This window comes from Mycolicibacter virginiensis (assembly GCF_022374935.2).
Taxonomy (GTDB): domain Bacteria; phylum Actinomycetota; class Actinomycetes; order Mycobacteriales; family Mycobacteriaceae; genus Mycobacterium; species Mycobacterium virginiense.
The window spans coordinates 120,867-136,370 of sequence record NZ_CP092430.2; the positions used below are offsets into that span (position 1 = coordinate 120,867).

Sequence of the window (15,504 nt, forward strand, 5' to 3'; positions counted from 1 at the left end):
GTATGGCAACCGGGAAGCAGAACAAAGTGCACAACCCGCCGTTCCGGCTCGCGGGCGTGGTGACCTTCGCCGTCCTGGCGCTGATCGGCGGCCTGGTCTACGGCCAGTTCCGTGGGGCCTTCACGAAGACGACGTCGCTGACCATGGTCGCCCCGCGCGCCGGTCTGGTGATGGACCCGGGCGGACCGGTGACCTACAACGGCGTCCAGATCGGGCGCGTGGCCGACATTGCGCCGACCGAGTACGAGAACAAGCCGGCCGCCAAGTTCACCCTCGACGTGAACCCCAAGTACCTCAAGCTGATTCCGTCCAACGTCAAAGCCGACATTTTGGCTACCACGCTGTTCGGCAACAAGTACGTGTCGCTGACCGCCCCGGAACACCCGGCGCGGGAACGCATCACCAGCAAGAACATCATCGCGACGTCGGTGACGACGGAGCTCAACACGCTGTTTGAGACCATCAACAACCTGTCCGAGCACGTGGACCCGATCAAGCTGAACCTGACGCTGCACGCCGCAGCCGAGGCGCTGACCGGGTTGGGCGACAAGCTCGGCGAATCGCTGGTCAACGGCAACGCGATTCTCGACGACGTCAACGCGCGGATGCCGTCCTTCCGCCGCGACCTGAAGGGTTTCGCAACCCTGGGCGAGGTCTACGCCGACGGCGCACCGGATCTGGTCGGCTTCCTGGACTCCTCGGTGGTGACCGTCAAGACCATCACCAACCAGCAGAAGGAACTGGACGCCGCGTTGCTGGGCGCCGCCGGGGTGGGCAACCTCGGGGCGGATGTCACCCAGCGGTTCGGGCCGTACTTCCGTGCGCAGTTCTCCGACCTGGTCTCGGTGTCGGCGCTGTTGGACGAGTACAGCCCGGAACTGTTCTGCGCCATCCGCAACCTGGCCAATGGAGGACCCAAGGTCTACGACTTCCTGGGCGGCGACGGCTACTCGCTCGCCACCAACAGTGAGCTGGTCGGTCCGGCCAACCCCTACATCTACCCCGAGAACCTGCCGCGTTACAACGCCCGGGGTGGGCCCGGCGGTGCGCCGGGCTGCTGGCAGGAGATCACCCACGACTTCTGGCCGGCGCCTTACCTGGTGGCCGACACGGGAGTCAGCCAAGCGCCCTACAACCACTTTGATACCGGATCGCCCCTGGCCATTGATTACGTCTGGGGTCGCCAAGTCGGGGATTACACGATCAACCCATGAACATCACCAGAACCGCCCTCAAACTCGGCGCCGTCGGCTCGGTGCTGCTGCTCTTCACGGTCGGCCTCGTCGTGGTCTTCGGGCAGATCCGGTTCGACCGGACGGCCCGCTACTCCGCGGAATTCAGCAATGCCAGCGGCCTGCGTCAGGGGCAGTTCGTGCGTGCCTCCGGGGTGGAGATCGGCAAGGTCAAGAGGGTCCGACTGGTCGACGGCGGCCGTCGGGCGGTGGTGGACTTCGACGTCGACCAGTCACTGCCGCTGTTCCAGTCGACCACCGCGCAGATCCGCTACGACGACCTCATCGGCAACCGCTACCTGGAGCTCAAACGGGGCGAGGGTGAGGGCGCCGACCAGCGGTTGCCCATCGGCGGATTCATTCCTGCTTCCCGTACCGAGCCGGCGCTGGACCTGGACGCATTGATCGGCGGTTTCAAGCCGGTGTTCCGGGCGCTGGACCCGGAGAAGATCAACACCATCGCGTCCACCATCGTCACGGTCTTCCAGGGCCAGGGCGGCACCATCAACGACATTCTTCAGCAGACCGCTCAGCTGACAGCTCACATCGCCGACCGGGATGCGGCGATCGGCGAAGTCGTCAAGAACCTCAACGTCGTCCTGGACACCGCGGTTCGCCATCGCCAGACCTTCGATGAAACGGTCGACAACTTCGACAAACTGGTCAAGGGTCTGAACAGCCACGCCGACCCGCTGGCGAACGGCACCGCGGAGTTCGGTAACGCCGCCGGCAATCTGGCGGATCTGCTGGCCGACAACCGCACCCAGTTGCACAGCCTGTTCCCGGTCGCCGGTCCGGAGCCGCCGGACCGGCTCGCCGATGTCGACGAGCTGCTGCAGAAGATTCCGAGGGCGTTGAAGTTGATCGGGCGCACCGGGGTCTACGGTGACTTCTTCAACTTCTACCTCTGCGACGTGACTATCAAGCTTCCTGGATTGCAGCCGGGCGGGCCGGTGCGAAACGCTCGGTTGTGGCAGCAACCGACGGGGAGGTGCACGCCTCAGTGAGGACTCTGGAACCGCCCAACCGGGCACGGATCGGCATCATCGGTGTCGCCACAGTGGCGTTGGTAACCCTGGTGGGGCAGACCTTCACCACGGTGCCGATGCTCTTCGCCGAACCGAGTTACTTCGGACAGCTCTCCGATAGCGGCGGCCTGAACGCCGGCGACAAGGTGCGCATCTCCGGCGTGGACGTCGGCAAGGTACAAGATCTGTCGATCGAGGGCGACCACGTGCTGGTGAAGTTCTCGGTCGGTGCCAACCCGATCGGCAGCGACAGCCGGATCGGGGTCAAGACCGACACCATCTTGGGCCGCAAGGTGCTGTCGATCGAGCCCAAGGGTGAGCGCCGCATAGCGCCGCAGGGTGTGCTGCCGTTGGGCCAGAGCACCACCCCCTACCAGCTCTACGATGCGGTCTTCGACGCCACCAAGGCCGCCTCCGGCTGGGACATCGACACGGTCAAGAAGTCGTTGAAGGTGCTGTCGGAGACGGTCGATCAGACCTACCCGGACCTGAGCGACGCGCTCGACGGCGTCGCGAGGTTCTCCGACACCATCGGCAAACGTGACGACGAGATCACTCACCTGCTGGCACAGACCAACCAGGTCGCGAGCGTTATCGGTGACCGCAGCAACCAGATCGACGCGCTGCTGCGCAATACTCAGACCCTCTCGGCAGCAGTGAACCAGCGCAGCCAGGCGATCTCGGCGTTGCTAGGCAACATCGCCTATTTCGGCGAACAGGTTCAGGGCCTGGTCCGCGACAATCCGGGTCTGGATCTGAACCACGTCTTCGAAGAGGCCTCCACCATCACCGACATGCTGGTGCGGCGCCAGGATGACCTGCGGGAGATGTTCACCATCCTGGGCAGGTACCTGACGATCGTGAACGAGGCGATGGCATCGGGCCCCTACTTCAAGGTCTCGACGCTGAACCTGATCCCGTACTGGATCCTGCAGCCCTGGGTGGACGCGGCGTTCAAGAAGCGTGGCATCTCGCCCGAGGAATTCTGGCGCAACGCCGGCCTGCCGGAGTTCCGTTACCCCGACCCGAACGGAAATCGGTTCGCCAATGGTGCACCGCCGCCCGCTCCGCAGGTGCTTGAGGGCACCCCCGAGCACCCCGGGCCGGCCGTCGCGCCCGGTTCGCCGTGCTCGTACGCACCTGCCGCGGGCATGTTCCCGACTCCGGGCAACCCGCTGCCATGCGCCAACTTGGACCCGAACGACGGCCCGTTCGGACGGAGCGGACCGTACCCGGGGCCGACCGATGTGTTGGTCTCGCCGCCCAACCCGGACGGCATCCCGTCGTCGCCGGGCATCTCGATCGCGGGTCGTCCGGGCGAGACGCCGCCGGTGGTGCCGGGCACGCCGGTTCCGATGCCCGACGCCAACCCGGGCGGGCGTTCGGAGCCGATGGGCCCGGTCGCCGGTCCGGCTCCCGCCAACCCGGGCGCGGCACCCCCACCGGCACCGCGGGCACCCGGTCCGCCTGTTCCGCCTGGACCCGGCAACCAGCTACCGGCACCGTTCATCACGCCTGGTGAAGGCGGCAACAGCCAGCCCGGTGGCGGCGGTGGCGCAAGAGGGAGTGAGCGTCCGTGAGTACCGTCTTTGATGTTCGCAACCTGCGACTGCCGGAGCGATCGCGGACGACGGTGATCGTCGGGTCGCTGCTGTTGGCGCTGGCCCTCGTTGCCGGCTTCGGAGGAGTGCAGCTCTTTCGCAAGCTGAACAGCACCAGCCTCGTCGCCTACTTCCCACAGACCGACGCGCTGTACCCCGGTGACGCGGTGCAGATCATGGGTGTCCGGGTGGGAGCGATCGACAAGATCGAGCCGGCCGGCGACAAGATGAAAGTCACCCTGCACTACAACAACAAGTACAAGGTGCCCGCCGACGCCAAGGCGATCATCTTGAACCCGACTCTGGTCGCGTCGCGGACCATTCAGCTGGAGCCGCCGTACCGGGGCGGGCCGGTGCTGGCCGACAAGGCCGTGATCCCGGAGGAGCGTACCGAGGTCCCGGTGGAATGGGACACGCTGCGCAACGATGTCACCAACATCATCGACAAGCTGGGGCCGACGGCGGAGCAGCCCAAGGGCCCGATCGGTGACGCCATCGAATCCTTCGCCGACGGGCTGGCCGGCAAGGGCACGCAGCTCAACACCGCTTTCAACAGCCTGTCGGACGCGCTGACCGCCCTGAACAAGGGCCGGGGTGATTTCTTCGCGGTGGTACGCAGCCTGTCGCTGTTCGTCAAGGCGCTGGACCACAACGACCAGCAGTTCGTCGCGCTGAACCATGATCTGGCCAAGTTCGCCAGCAACCTGAACAGCACCGACCAGGCACTGGCGACCGCCACCGACCAGTTCTACGCGACGATGACGATCGTCAAGGCGTTCCTCAACCAGAACGCAAAGCCATTGGTGCACAGCATCAACAACGTGGAACAGGTGACCACCGCCATCACGCAACCGGAAGCGCTGGATGGTTTCGAGACCGCGCTGCACATCCTGCCGAACGTGCTGGCTGGCGTGGACGAGATCTACCACCCGGCGCAGGGCATGGTGCTCAGCTACCCGGTTATCGCAAACTTCGCGAACCCGATGCAGTTCCTGTGTAGCGCGATTCAGGCCGGCAGCCGGCTGGGTTACCAGGACTCCGCGGAGCTGTGCGCGGAATACCTGGCGCCGATCGCCGACGCGATCAAGTTCAACTATCTGCCGTTCGGTATCAACATCTGGAACAGCGCGTTCACCACACCGAAGGAGATCGCCTACTCCGAGCCCCGGCTGCAGCCGCCGCCCGGATACAAGGACACCACTGTCCCGGGGATCTGGGTGCCCGACACCCCGTTCTCGCACCGCAACACCCAGCCGGGCTGGATCACCGCACCTGGGATGCAGGGCGTGCAGCCCGGCCACGACACCGAGCGGCTGCTCACCCCGGAGTCGCTGGCGCAGTTGATGGGTGGCCCCGACCCGGCACCGGTGGAGTCGCAGTTCCAGACCCCGCCCGGCCCGCCCAACTCCTATGACGAATCGCCCGGCCCGCTGCCGTTCATCGGCCAGCCTCCCGGGGTGGGTCCGATCGCGCCGCCTCCGCCGGGCCCGAACGTGATTCCGGGGCCGGTGGCACCGATGGCGCCGCGAGGTGACGGCTGATGAGACGGAGGACAGCGATGAACACGGTCGGCCGGCGCGGCTGGCAGGCGCTCGTGCTGCTGATGGCCGCGCTGACGTTGACGTCGTGCAGCAGCTGGCGCGGTATCGCCAACGTGTCGTTGCCGGGCGGTCCGGGCAGTGGCGCCGGTGCCTACACGGTCTACGTCCAGGTGCCCGACACCTTGGCGCTCAACGGCAACAGCCGGGTCCTGGTCGCCGATGTGTTCGTGGGCGCGGTCGAGCGGATCGAGCTGAAGAACTGGGTCGCCACGCTGAAGCTAAAGCTGAACAAGGATGTTCACCTGCCACGCAACGCCACGGCGAAGATCGGTCAGACCAGCCTGTTGGGTTCGCAGCATATCGAACTGAAGTCCCCGGACAACCCGGAGGGCGAACTCAGAAACGGTGACACCATCGGACTGAGCAATTCGACGTCGTACCCGACGATCGAACGGACGCTGGCCGGTATTGCCCTGCTGCTGCAGCGCGGCGGGTTGTCGGACCTGGACACCATCACCACCGAGTTCGCCGCGCTGTCCAACGGGCGCGCCGACCAGATCCACGCCTTCCTGACCAAGCTGGACACCTTCATCGGCAACCTCAACGACCAGCGTGAGGACATCACCCGGGCGATCGACTCCAGCAATCGGTTGCTGAGCTACTTCGGTGCCCACAACGACACCCTCGAGAAGGCCTTGACCGACTTCCCGCCGCTGTTCAAGTACTTCAACGCGCAGCAGGGGATCTTCATCAACGCCGTCGAGGCACTGGGCGCGATGGGCACCCAGGTCAACACCCAGATCGCGCCCGCGCGGTCCGACCTGCACAAGGTGCTCACCTCGTTCCAGTGCCCGGCGCGGGAACTCCGTAAGGCGTCGCCGTATCTGCCCGACCTGCTGCAGGTGATGATCACCGCGCCTTACCACGTCGACGGTGCCTTTAAGGCGGTCCGCGGTGACTTCATCAACACCTCGCTGATGGTGGACCTCACCTACGCGTCCATCGACAACGCGATCCTGACCGGTACCGGGTTCTCCGGAATGCTGCGGGCACTGGAGCAGTCCTTTGGCCACGACCCGGAGAAGATGGTCCCGGATGTTCGGTACACGCCGAACCCGGCAACCGCACCCGGCGGTCCGTATGTGGAAAGGGCTGACCGGAATTGCTGAAACCTCAGATCAAGCGTCAACTGGCGATCTTCAGCGTCCTGACCGCGGTGGCGCTGCTGGTGTTGGGCGTTTACTACCTGCGGTTGCCGACCTTGGCGGGCCTGGGCCAGTACTCGCTGAAGGCGGACCTGCCCGAGGCGGGCGGCCTGTACAAGACCGCGAACGTCACCTACCGCGGCACCATCATCGGCCGGGTCACCAGTGTGGAACCGACCGAGACCGGGGCGCAGGCCACCTTCCAGATCGCCAGCAAATACAAGATCCCCGTCGACGCCGGTGCCAACGTGCATTCGGTGTCGGCGATCGGTGAGCAGTACCTGGATCTGGTGTCGACCGGTAATCCGGGCCAGTACCTCAAGCCGGGCCAGACCATCACCAAGAGCACGGTCCCGTCGGCGATCGGGCCGGCGCTGGACACCGCCAACCGCGGACTCGCCGCGCTGCCGGCCGGCAAGATCGCGGCCCTGCTCGACGAGACGGCCACCGCCGTCGGGGGCCTGGGACCGTCGCTGCAGCGGCTCGTGGACGCCACCCAGGCCATCGTCGGTGACTTCAAGACGAACCTCGCCGATGTCGACGACATCGTGGAGAAGTCGGCACCGATCATCGAGAGCCAGGTCGACTCCGGCGACGCCATCCACCAATGGGCGCGCAACCTGAACGTTCTCGCCGGCCAGGCGGCCAGCCGAGAAGACACGGTCAAGCACATCGTGTCGGATCTACCGCCGCTGATCGACCAGGTGCACACGGTGTTCAACGACACCAAGGACACGCTGCCCCAGCTGATGGCGAACGCGTCGATCCTGACCGAGATGGCCAAGCGCTACAACCGGAACACCGAGCAGGTACTGGTCTTCCTGCCGCAGGCCGGCTCCATCATCCAGACCGTGACTGCCACCAACCCGGGCCGGGGCTCGATGGGCGTTGCCCTCGGTGCCGTCCCCGGCCCCATCTTTCCGGTGCCGGTTCCGGGCCTGAGCCTCAACACGCCGCCGCCGTGTCTGACCGGCTTCGTCCCGGCATCCCAATGGCGGGCGTTCGCCGACACCAGCCCCGCCGAACTACCGGACGTCTCCTGCCGGATTCCGCAGGACACGCCGGCCAACAGCGTTCGCGGGGTCCGCAACATCCCGTGTGTGGACGTACCGGGCAAACGCGCAGCGACACCCAAGGAGTGCCGCAGCGACAAACCGTACGTCCCGCTGGGCACCAACCCCTGGTACGGCGATCCGAACCAGATCCGGAACTGCCCGGCGTTGGGCGCGCGCTGTGACCAGCCGGTCGAGCCCGGCCACGTGATTCCGGCGCCGTCGGTGAACACCGGCCTCAACCCCCTGCCGGCGGACATGGTGCCGCCGTCGCCGCCGCCGGTGAACGACCCGCTGTCACGGCCGGGGACCGGTAGCGTGCAGTGCAACGGGCAACAACCGAACCCCTGCATCTACACCCCCGGTGGGGGACCAGCCGCGATCTACAATCCGCAGAGCGGCCAAGCGGTGGGGCCAGACGGCGTCGAATACTCCGTCGAGAACTCGATGAACATAGGAGACGACGGATGGAAGGGGATGCTGGCACCGTTCCGGTGAGCACGGACGAGGACCAGCAGACCGCAGATACCTCGGCCTTGGGCACTGAGGGCACTGAGGACGCGGTGCCGGTGGACTCGCAGGAGTCGGCCGACTCGGTGGCAGTAGACGCCGAATCGGCGCCGTCGCGTCTTGGCCGTCGCCAGCAGGTGGGGATCTGTGTGCTGTTGCTGCTGTTGGCCGCCGGGTTGGTGGCAGCCGGCTTTGTCGGCCTGCGCGACCACGTGGCGAGCCAGGCGCTGGCCCGCGACAATGCCGAAGCGATCGCCGCGGCCAAGGAGTGCGTGGTGGCCACTCAGGCGCCAGATGGGCGGGACATCGCCCTGGCGCAGCAGAAGATCCTGAACTGCACGACCGGCGAGTTCCGCACCCAGGTCGCCCTGTACGCGGAGATGTTCGTGCACGCCTACCAGGCGGCGAAGGTCCACGCCGAACTCACCGAGATGGGCGCCGCGGTGGAGCGGAACAACCCCGACGGTTCGGTCGACGCCCTGGTGGCTTTCCGGGTCAAGATCGACAACATCGAGACTCAGGGCAAAGAGGTCGGTTACCGGCTGCGGGCCCGGATGGTCCGGGAGGACGGGCAGTACCGAATCGCGAAGCTCGACCAGGTGGCCAGGTGACCGACCCGCTGGCCGACGCGCCGCGCATCGAACCGGCCCGGTGGCGCGCCCGCGCGACGGCGCTGGCGATCGACCTGCTGCCGGGTTCGGCAGTGATGGTGACGATGGGCATGGCCGCCCTGTGCTTCCCGTTCGGGGGACCCTGGTGGTGGCTCGCGACCATCACCGGCGCCTTGGCGTTCTTGGCCACCGAGGTCAACCGGATCCTGTTGCCGGCGATCAAGGGCTGGAGCCTGGGCCGCGCGTTCACCGGAATCGAAGTGGTGCGGGGCGGCGAAGGGTCGGCTCCGGCCGTCGGTGCGGCCCGGTTGTTGCTGCGCGAGGCGGCGCACCTGCTCGACACCGTGCCGGCTCTGCTCGGCTGGATCTGGCCTTTGCGGGACCGCCGCGGGCGTACTTTTGCCGACCTCGTGGCCCGGACCGAGGTCCGCCCGGCCGACCCACGACAGCCCCCGGCGAACATCCGGGTCGTGACCATGGCGGTGTTCGTGGCCGCGGCCGCCCTGAGCCTCGTCGGTGCCGCCACGGCCTACGCGGTGGTCTACCAGCGTGACCACAAGTCGGATCTGGCCCGAGCCCAGATCGCCCGGCAGGGCCCGAAGATCGTCGCGGACATGCTGTCCTACGATCCCGAGACCTTGCAGGGCGACTTCGACCGCGCGCAGTCGCTGGCCACCGACAAGTATCGCGAGCAGCTGGTTCCGCAGCAGGACGCGATCCGCAATGCCAAGCCGGTTCCGAACTTCTATCGGGTCACCGATGCGGCGGTACTCGACGCCGCCCCGCACCGTGCCACGATGCTGCTGTTCCTGCAGGGCCAGCGTGGAACAGCCGGCAAGGAACGTCTGATCAGCGCCACCGTCCGGGTGGCGTTCGCCGAGGCCGCGGGAACCTGGCGCGTCGATGATCTCGCCGTCGTCAGTAAGCCGCTGCCGGCCGAGGGGGAGCGATGAGTCCGCGCCGCCGCGTCGACACCGACGATCAGCCGCTCTTCGTCGACCGGGCGGTGCCCCGGCGCCGGCGGCTGCCGATGGTGATCGCGAGTTCGCTGGTGGTGGCCGCCGCTGCCGTCGCGGTCAGCGCGGTGACGCTGGTGACCCACGAGCAACACCGGCGAGCAGCCTTGCGGGACGTCGAGGCGCTGGCCGCGGTGGAATCGTTCATGACGATGTTCACCTCGCCGGATCCGTTCCATGCCAACGACTATCTGGCCAATGTCATGGACCATGCCACCGGGGATTTCGCCCAGCAGTATCAGGAGAAGGCCAATCAGATCCTGATCGCGGTGGCGCGCAGTGAGCCGACCACGGGAACGGTGACCGCGGCCGGTGTCGAACGGTGGAACGACGAAGGCAGCGTCAGCATGCTGGTGGCTGTTGAGAACAGCGGCAAGTCGTCCGACGGCAAACACGATGTCAAGGTGGCAACCCGATGGTTGGCGACAGCGCAGAAGGAAGGGGACCAGTGGAAGATCAGCAATCTGAACCAGGTGCTGTGACCGAAGAGCCCGACGCCGCCGACGTAGATCTGGAAGCCGAAGCGGAGGCCCAGGAGACGGTCGAGGAGACGGCCGAGGCCGAGGCGGTCGAGGCCGAGACGGCGGCGGACAAGCGCCCGGTCCGGCGCAAATTCGGTGTGCGGCTTGCGGTTGCGGTCTCAGCCGCGGCCTTCGTCGGCGCCGCCGCATTCGCGGGCGCGGCAGCACAGCCGTATCTCATCGACCGGGCCGAGGTAGCCACCAAGCTCGACATCGCCCGGACCGCGGCCAGGGCGATCCACACGCTGTGGAACTACACGCCGGACAACATGGATTCCCTTCCGGACCGCGCCTCGGTGTATCTCAGCGGCGACCTGGAAGCCCAGTATCGGAAATTCATCGACGCCATCGCAGACAGCAACAAGCAGGCGAGGGTCACCGACACCACCGAGATCGTCGGTGCGGCCGTCGAGACTCTGGACGGGCCCGAGGCCACGGTGATCGTCTACACCAACACCACGGCGACCAGTGAACTGAGCAAATCGATCCCGCAGATCAAGTACCTGACCTACCGGCTCTTCATGAAGCGTGACCAGAACCGCTGGGTGGTCACCAGGATGCCGACCATCACCTCGCTGGACCTCACCCCGCGTCTGCAGGGCTGAGCGCGGGCCGGGTCGAGGGTAACGGGGGGGAGCATGCCGATCGCGTCGCCGTTGTCACGACGGCGCACGGTGGTGGCCTTGCTGTTGTTGACGTTCGCCACCGGCCTCGTGGACGCGATCAGCGTGCTGGTGCTGGGGCGGGTGTTCGTCGCGAACATGACCGGCAATGCGATCTTCCTGGGGTTCCTGTTCGTCCCCGGCACCGGCTTCGATCTGACCGCCGCGATCGTGGCGGTCGGCGGATTCCTGATGGGCGCGGTCATCGGGGGACGGCTGTTCCGGATCTTCGGTGAACACAGCCGCCGGCGCTGGCTGACGGTTGCGCTCGGTTTGGAGGCGGTGTTGCTGCTGGCGCTGGCGGCGCTGGCTGGAATGGGTGTGTTGGGCTACTACAGCAACAGCAAGCTGCTCTTGATCGCCGGCCTCGCGGTCGCGTTCGGTGTGCAGAATTCGACTGCCCGTCAGTTCGGTATCCAGGAGCTCTACACCACGGTGCTGACCTCGACGATCGTCGGTATCGGGGTGGACAGCCGGCTGGCCGGTGGGACCGGCGACCGCGGAAAGCTGCGCTACGGCGTCGTTTTCGTGATGATCCTCGGCGCCATTGTCGGCGCAACGTTGACCCACGTTGTGGTGGCGCCGGTCATCGCCATGGCCGGGGTCGTGGTCGCGGCGAGCTTGGCGTTGTTCCGCTACGGCTGATAGGCCCGAGCGCGCTCAGGACCCGCCGTACTCCGGGCGCAGGATCGAGCTGAGCGCCGACAGCGGGATGTGCGCCTGCACGTTGCCACCGTCCATGTACCACTGCATCTGGTTGTACTGAATCGGGCTGTCGTGGCTGACCGGGTAGTCGGGCATGTACAGAATCAGCTCGTCGGGGGTGAGAGCCCAAGACCGGTAGCCGCCGGAGAAGACCTTGTCGGGTGTAAAGCGCTCCGGGACAAAGGGATAGTCTCCCGGGCGGTGTTCCCAGAATGCCCGGTCCAGCGCCTCGGTGATGTAGGGCTCGCCCAGTTGCGGGATCGTCGCCAACGGGTCGATCCCGGGTTTGGTGATGTCAGCCAATTGCAGTTGCCGGCCACCGGCCCCCATGTCGAACGTGAAAGTCCGGTAGGCGTTGTTGATGTAGGGACCGTCGGAGTGGTAGTCCTCGTGGAAGACCGCGGTCAATGCATTGCCGTGCTGGAAGATCTCGTAGTTCTCGTTTCCCCAGCTGTCGGCCACCATGGAGGCGCCTTTGGTGCGCCAATTGGTGAACAACTTCGACAGGTAGTCGCGGATCGGGGGTCCGGCGATCGGGTGGTCGACCAGGTCCCCGGGCACCGCCATCCGGATATAGCGGGTGGCCAGCCGCTCCGAGTGCACATCGGTAGTGCAGTACTGCCCGTCCCAGTTGCCGCCCAGCCCGCTGCAGAACGACGGCGCCGAAGCGCCGGCGACCGGTGCCCCGGACACCGTGGCCACCGCAAGTGTCGCGGCGAGCATGCCCGTCACTAGCCGGGTCGCCCACATAGCATGCCTCCTAAGGCAATTCGACTTTGCTCGCCAGCCACCGGCCGTCGACCTTCTGCATCGTCATCTTCATCCGGGCGCGGTCCACTCGCGGGTCGGGCCGCATGGTGTTGGTGATGGTCTGGTTGACCATCACCAGCACCACAACGGTGTCCTTGGAACCTGACTGCACGGCCGACTCGACCACCGTGCCCTGTGCCCTGGCCTTGTTGTCGATCAGCAGCTGCCGCAGGTTGACGCTGGCTTTGGTGTAGGTGTCTTTGAACTCCCCGGTTGCACCGTTGAGGACCGCGTCGAAGTCGTCGTCGACCTTGTCAGAGTCGATGCTGGTCAACACCTGGGCGTAGTCCACCGCTGCCTGTCGTCCGGCGGCTTCCGCGCTCGAGACCCGATGCTGTTGCCACAACTGCCAGCCGAGCCCGATGACCAACCCGAACACTGCCAGATAGGCGGCCGCGACGAGCGCCATCCGCCACGGGACCCGACGCCTGCGCACCGGCGGCGCGGCTGTCTCTTCCACGTCCTCGGGGGCGGTCTCGGCGGTCGGTTCGTCGGCGGTGCTCACCGCGGCATCTCCTTGAGCATCAACGAGGCGGCTCGATCAGCAGGGGCGGACCGCCGTAGGGGGTGGGAATCGTATAGCGGCCCTTGGGTGTCGGGTCGGTGGTCGCCGCCAGGTCTGCACCGGGCGGCGGTCCCGCGGTGTCATCGCCGGGTGGGCGTGGCGCATTGTGGGCGCCGCGCACCAGCACGGACTGGTCGGTGTCACGGCAGTAGCCGTACAGGAACGGCTCCGGGTAGTCCGCCGCAGAAGGGGGCCGCCGCGGGGTCCCGTAATCGCAGGTGTAGCGAGGATAGAGGTCGGCGGTGAACCACAACCCGTTGTCGTGGAAGGCCGTACCGAGCGCCTCCAGCGTCGAACCGCGGTAGGCGGGGAACAACGCATTGAGCGCCGGAGTCCGGACATAGAGCAGCTGAGCCGCGGTGGTCAGGTTGCCCAGCAACCCGACCATGGTGTCGGAATTGTCATCGAAGAGTCCGTCGACCGCCGACAGCATCCCGGGCGCCTGGTCGACCAATCGATGGTAGCCGCCGATCATCCGGTTGATGCCCGTGAGCACCTTGTCGAGGTTCTCGGTCGTCACGGCCACCCCGTTGTTGACATCGCTGAGCATGGTGAGCGCCACCCGGCTCGACTTCAGCAGGCTCACCGTCTCCGGCAGCACCGAATCCAGGGTGGACAGCAAAAAGGTGCCGCCGTTGACGATGTCGGTCAGCTTCTGCGGACCCTCGTCGGACAGGCTGAGCTCCTTTTTGATCAGGTCGAGCTTGCGCGGATCGGTTTGCGCCAGCATGCCGTTGGCGTCGGCGAGCAACTGCGACATCGGGATCGGGGTTGTGGCGCGGTCCCGCGAGACGACGCTGCCGGCGGACAGGAACGGTCCGGTCTCCGACGGGGGCTCGAAGTCGATGTACTGCTCACCGGCGGCTGACAGGCCCGACACGCGCACCGTGCTGGCCGCCGGAATCTTCACCGTCGAGGAGATGTTGGCGACCGCATCGACACCGGTACCGCTGACCCGCAGCGACTCGATCCGGCCCACCGGAACGCCGCGAACCGACACGTCCTGGTTGGCCAGCAGCCCACCGGAATCCGGCAGCGCGATCGTGATCTGGTAGGTCGAGCGGGCCGGGTTCACCCGCAGCGCCCCCACCAGCAGGTAGCCGGTCGCGACCACCAGGGTCATCGCCAACGCGAGCCCTGACAGCAGGTTCTTTCGCCGGTCGCCGGCGCGGACCAAGCCGACGATGCGCCGGCTGAGTGCCTCGATCATGGTGTCGGCCCTGGTCCCGGCGGGCCGAGCTCCGCTGCTGCTACATCGCCCTCCGCCGGGGTGGGAGGTATCGGCGGGCCGACCGCGGTCCACGGCGCCAGCCCCATATCGGAGTCCGGGCCGCGCCCCACCACGCGCTCCTGTAGTCGCCACAGCGCGTACTTGATGGAGCCGGCCAGCTTCGCCCAGTCGTAGCGCTTCGGGCCGTGAAATGCTGGGTCTCCTTTGAAGCCGGCGTCAGGCATCGACCCCCACACCAGCCTGTCAAAACCTGCCCGTAACGAAACCGCCGACCCAGCTGTCATCTTGATGATCGGCGCCTGCAACCGGTTCAGCGCGGCCAGACTGGTGTCGGGGTCGATAGCCACGTCGTTCCATGCGCCAGCGAGCACGTTGGCGTCCTTGATGAAGCTGTGCCCGGAAGCGTCGGTCCCGGCAATCGACGGGAACCGGGCCAGCTGCTGGCTGGTCGCGCCGAGTTGCTCGACGAGATCGGCCAGCCGACCGGTGTTGTCCACCAGCGTGTCGGTGGCCGGACCCGCCGCGTCGAGCACATCGGTGAGCGCCGCGCTGCGGGCATCAAGCCGGTCGGCAAGCCGGCTGGTCTCACGCAGCGCGGTCTCGATCTCACCGGAGCGGGCGTTGAGTTTTGTCAGCAGCTCATTGGACTGGTTGATCAGCCTGCCGAACGCCTGGCCCTGATCGCCGGTCGCCTTGCCGGCGCCGTTGACGATATTGGTGAAGTTCTGCACAGCCCCACCGTTGACCAGAAGCGCCGCCGAACTCAGCACCGATTCTACCGTAGCAGCCGACGCGGTGAACTCCAGCCCGATGATGTCGCCACCCTTGAGCAGCGGCGTCGACGGGTCGACCTGAGTCGGCGGTTTGACCGCCACGAAGACGTCACCGAGCGGGGTCGCCGACCGCAATTCAGCCGTGCTGCCCAACGGAATCCGGACACCGTCCATGATGCGCAGCGTGGTGACTGCAGTGTAGTTACGGGCGACTATCGACTCCAGCTGGCCGACATCGGCGCCGGAGAGCTTCACCTTGGCGTGCCCGGGCAGATTCAGCGCGTTGGCGAACACCGCGGTGATGAGATAGCCGCCGCTGCCGATGCCGGGAGCTGGCAACGGCAGACTGTCCAGCCCACTGGTGGTGCAGCCAGCAGTGATGACCGCGTTGCACAGCAGCGCCAGCGTCGCCCTGGGCGTTCGTTTCCGTCGCAATGCCAT

15 protein-coding genes are annotated in these 15,504 nt (G+C 66.6%); 11 read left to right on the forward strand and 4 right to left on the reverse strand.

Features of this window, described 5'->3' with window-relative positions; translation table 11 throughout:
• The first annotated feature begins 2 nt into the window (after window positions 1-2).
• Genes MJO54_RS00630 through MJO54_RS00680 form a run of 11 tightly spaced genes read left to right on the forward strand, consistent with a single transcriptional unit; the run spans window position 3 to window position 11,624 of the window.
• Complete coding sequence (locus MJO54_RS00630) at window positions 3-1,214, forward strand: MCE family protein (protein ID WP_047320360.1); 1,212 nt, start codon at window positions 3-5, stop codon at window positions 1,212-1,214.
• Entirely contained in the window at window positions 1,211-2,239 is a 1,029-nt protein-coding gene (locus MJO54_RS00635) for an MCE family protein (RefSeq protein WP_047320361.1), read from the forward strand. The genes MJO54_RS00630 and MJO54_RS00635 overlap by 4 nt, the downstream gene beginning before the upstream one ends.
• Entirely contained in the window at window positions 2,236-3,840 is a 1,605-nt protein-coding gene (locus tag MJO54_RS00640) for an MCE family protein (protein ID WP_047320362.1), read from the forward strand. The genes MJO54_RS00635 and MJO54_RS00640 overlap by 4 nt, the downstream gene beginning before the upstream one ends.
• Window positions 3,837-5,402, forward strand: a complete 1,566-nt coding sequence (locus tag MJO54_RS00645) for an MCE family protein (RefSeq protein ID WP_047320363.1) — start codon at window positions 3,837-3,839, stop codon at window positions 5,400-5,402. The genes MJO54_RS00640 and MJO54_RS00645 overlap by 4 nt, the downstream gene beginning before the upstream one ends.
• Window positions 5,402-6,571 carry an MCE family protein gene (locus MJO54_RS00650; RefSeq protein ID WP_230987332.1) on the forward strand — a complete coding sequence of 390 codons (1,170 nt, stop codon included), beginning with the start codon at window positions 5,402-5,404 and terminating at the stop codon, window positions 6,569-6,571. Before MJO54_RS00645 ends, MJO54_RS00650 begins: the two co-directional genes overlap by 1 nt.
• Window positions 6,565-8,157, forward strand: a complete 1,593-nt coding sequence (locus MJO54_RS00655) for an MCE family protein (RefSeq protein WP_047320365.1) — start codon at window positions 6,565-6,567, stop codon at window positions 8,155-8,157. Before MJO54_RS00650 ends, MJO54_RS00655 begins: the two co-directional genes overlap by 7 nt.
• A complete protein-coding gene (locus MJO54_RS00660; RefSeq protein WP_047320366.1) occupies window positions 8,127-8,780 on the forward strand; it encodes an Rv1363c family protein in 654 nt (217 codons plus the stop codon). Before MJO54_RS00655 ends, MJO54_RS00660 begins: the two co-directional genes overlap by 31 nt.
• Window positions 8,777-9,733, forward strand: coding sequence for an RDD family protein (locus tag MJO54_RS00665; protein ID WP_047320367.1), 957 nt, complete (start codon window positions 8,777-8,779; stop codon window positions 9,731-9,733). Before MJO54_RS00660 ends, MJO54_RS00665 begins: the two co-directional genes overlap by 4 nt.
• The gene (locus tag MJO54_RS00670) at window positions 9,730-10,278 is read left to right on the forward strand and encodes an Rv1363c family protein (protein WP_047320409.1); all 549 of its coding nucleotides are present in this window, start codon (window positions 9,730-9,732) and stop codon (window positions 10,276-10,278) included. The genes MJO54_RS00665 and MJO54_RS00670 overlap by 4 nt, the downstream gene beginning before the upstream one ends.
• Window positions 10,212-10,922, forward strand: coding sequence for a hypothetical protein (locus tag MJO54_RS00675; RefSeq protein ID WP_052956956.1), 711 nt, complete (start codon window positions 10,212-10,214; stop codon window positions 10,920-10,922). The genes MJO54_RS00670 and MJO54_RS00675 overlap by 67 nt, the downstream gene beginning before the upstream one ends.
• A gap of 33 nt (window positions 10,923-10,955) precedes the next feature.
• Window positions 10,956-11,624 carry a YoaK family protein gene (locus tag MJO54_RS00680; protein ID WP_047320369.1) on the forward strand — a complete coding sequence of 223 codons (669 nt, stop codon included), beginning with the start codon at window positions 10,956-10,958 and terminating at the stop codon, window positions 11,622-11,624.
• A gap of 15 nt (window positions 11,625-11,639) precedes the next feature.
• Here the strand turns inward: MJO54_RS00680 and MJO54_RS00685 are convergent, their stop codons facing one another.
• From MJO54_RS00685 to MJO54_RS00700, 4 genes are read right to left on the reverse strand one after another with little or no spacing between them, the layout of a single operon-like run.
• Window positions 11,640-12,434 carry a mannan-binding family protein gene (locus MJO54_RS00685; RefSeq protein WP_047320370.1) on the reverse strand — a complete coding sequence of 265 codons (795 nt, stop codon included), beginning with the start codon at window positions 12,432-12,434 and terminating at the stop codon, window positions 11,640-11,642.
• A gap of 10 nt (window positions 12,435-12,444) precedes the next feature.
• Window positions 12,445-12,999, reverse strand: coding sequence for an Rv1363c family protein (locus MJO54_RS00690; protein WP_047320371.1), 555 nt, complete (start codon window positions 12,997-12,999; stop codon window positions 12,445-12,447).
• 19 nt (window positions 13,000-13,018) lie between these two features.
• On the reverse strand, window positions 13,019-14,269 hold the full coding sequence (locus MJO54_RS00695; protein ID WP_047320372.1) for an MlaD family protein: 1,251 nt from the start codon (window positions 14,267-14,269) through the stop codon (window positions 13,019-13,021).
• On the reverse strand, window positions 14,266-15,504 hold the full coding sequence (locus MJO54_RS00700; RefSeq protein WP_047320373.1) for an MCE family protein: 1,239 nt from the start codon (window positions 15,502-15,504) through the stop codon (window positions 14,266-14,268). The genes MJO54_RS00695 and MJO54_RS00700 overlap by 4 nt, the downstream gene beginning before the upstream one ends.